Here is a 1,666-nt window from a genome sequence, read left to right as displayed (position 1 = left end):
GTTATCAGTTATCAGCCAAAGGCTTGTGGCCAAGGCTGACCGCTGACCGCTGACCGCTGACCGCACCTCAAGTAGCGTGCGCGTAGCGCATATGCTGACCACAAAACAACTTTCACTATTCATTGTCGCCAGGGCGTAAAACCCTGGCAAATTCCTATCCTAGTCTACGTAGAAATATCGAATCAAAAAGGTCATAACCTCTCCAGGCTTTCCGGTAGGCTCCGGATTGCTCCACTCGTCGGGATAGGCGTATTTAAGGGAATAAATGGCATAAATTGTCTTCTTAACCTCCTCAGGAGAACCGATCAATATGTGCTTGACTTTCTTAGATTTGCGACTTGGGTTTTCAGAGTTCGGATTAATGTTTTTGCTCATTGGAAACTATACCTTGAAACTGGGTATATTATTAATATATTAACAAATTAATTACTTGTCAAGGGGTTTAGGAATTTTTTTTATTACGAAATATGGAGAAAATTTGGTAAGAGTTAGCAGTGTGGTAGAAGGGATAATAAGGAAGATAAAATATATTTTATTTGTCTACATTTTTGATATAATTAATCATAATTAATCATAATTAATCATAATTAATCATAATTAATCATAATTAATCGTAGGGTGGGCAGTGCCTATGAAAAATTGTCAACCTTTAGAGAGATTGACTAGGCACTGCCCACCGACAGGTAATCATAATTAATCGTAGGGCTGGCAATGCCCACCCGACAAAATGCTTACGCACTACCAAATGCGATCGCACTATCTTCTATCTGTGGTTGGTGGGCATTGCTTTGGTGAATTCGGGCAGGTAGGGGAGTGGGAAACAGGCAATGCCCACCCGACAAAATGCGATCGCACTATCTTCTATCTGTGGTTGGTGGGCATTGCTTTGGTTAATTCGGGCAGGTAGCGGAGTGGGAAACAGGCAATGGCCACCCGACAAAATGCGATCGCACTATCTTCTATCTGTGGTTGGTGGGCATTGCTTTGGTTAATTCGGGCAGGTAGCGGAGTGGGAAACAGGCAATGCCCACCCGACAAAATGCGATCGCACTATCTTCTATCTGTGGTTGGTGGGCATTGCTTTGGTTAATTCGGGCAGGTAGCGGAGTGGGAAACAGGCAATGCCCACCCTACAAAATGTGTACGCACTGCTTCCAACCCAGTTTGGAGTGGCGACAAGACAACTTAAAAGCACCAGGAATACTTATTAATGCTGATGTAGAAGATCGATGGAAGATGTTACTGAGGAAAACTTTGGTTTTCGAGCTACTTTAGTTGTTGGTTTTCGGATTAATCCCAATCAAGATTATGAAGGGGGCTTGCGTACTCTGATCCGAGCAACCATAACTTTGCTACAGCAGACTGTCGGAGAAGCTGTTTTGCTATTTAATTATGAAACGGTTGTATTGCAGCGCTTGGGAGATAAATTAATCTTAAATCAAGAGATGCTGGAGCCTAGTATTATTTCTGAAATAGACCAGTTTAAATTAACCTATGAGTTGCAGGTGTTCCCTTGTTCTGCCTGATTTATAGCAATTCTCAGAGTCATGAGGACAAAACTTATCCTTTTAAGGCAGAAGGCAGAAGGCAGAAGGCAGAAGTAAGAAGGTCTTAAGGTAATAAGCGCCCATGAATACTGTACCTCATAGGTATGAGAATTGCTATA

At 42.4% G+C, this 1,666-nt stretch carries 4 protein-coding genes; 3 read left to right on the top strand and 1 reads right to left on the bottom strand.

Annotated elements, in window-relative coordinates:
* Positions 1–159: 159 nt before the first annotated feature.
* Positions 160–375 (bottom strand): hypothetical protein, encoded by a 216-nt coding sequence (locus tag F6K20_RS37515; protein ID WP_008181771.1) that lies wholly within the window; start codon positions 373–375, stop codon positions 160–162.
* A 352-nt stretch (positions 376–727) separates the two neighbouring features.
* Between F6K20_RS37515 and F6K20_RS37510 the strand changes: the two genes are divergently transcribed.
* The 3 genes from F6K20_RS37510 (at position 728) to F6K20_RS37500 (ending at position 1,526) form a co-directional block, all read left to right on the top strand.
* Positions 728–907, top strand: coding sequence for a hypothetical protein (locus tag F6K20_RS37510; protein ID WP_131827158.1), 180 nt, complete (start codon positions 728–730; stop codon positions 905–907).
* Positions 908–925: 18 nt separating this feature from the next.
* Entirely contained in the window at positions 926–1,090 is a 165-nt protein-coding gene (locus F6K20_RS37505) for a hypothetical protein (RefSeq protein ID WP_154659727.1), read from the top strand.
* A 139-nt stretch (positions 1,091–1,229) separates the two neighbouring features.
* Positions 1,230–1,526 (top strand): SitI3 family protein, encoded by a 297-nt coding sequence (locus tag F6K20_RS37500; RefSeq protein ID WP_008181769.1) that lies wholly within the window; start codon positions 1,230–1,232, stop codon positions 1,524–1,526.
* Positions 1,527–1,666 lie beyond the last annotated feature (140 nt).

The organism is Moorena sp. SIO2C4 (assembly GCF_010672485.1).
Lineage (GTDB): Bacteria > Cyanobacteriota > Cyanobacteriia > Cyanobacteriales > Coleofasciculaceae > Moorena > Moorena producens.
Note: the sequence above shows the minus strand (reverse complement) of the source record. Positions and strands in the feature narration are given on the sequence as shown.

Bases quoted from the DNA above. Each gene is read 5' to 3' on its own strand.
- F6K20_RS37510 (WP_131827158.1), top strand. From the start codon at position 728: ATGCTTACGCACTACCAAATGCGATCGCACTATCTTCTATCTGTGGTT.
- F6K20_RS37500 (WP_008181769.1), top strand. From the start codon at position 1,230: ATGGAAGATGTTACTGAGGAAAACTTTGGTTTTCGAGCTACTTTAGTT.
- F6K20_RS37515 (WP_008181771.1), bottom strand. From the start codon at position 375: ATGAGCAAAAACATTAATCCGAACTCTGAAAACCCAAGTCGCAAATCT.
- F6K20_RS37505 (WP_154659727.1), top strand. From the start codon at position 926: ATGGCCACCCGACAAAATGCGATCGCACTATCTTCTATCTGTGGTTGG.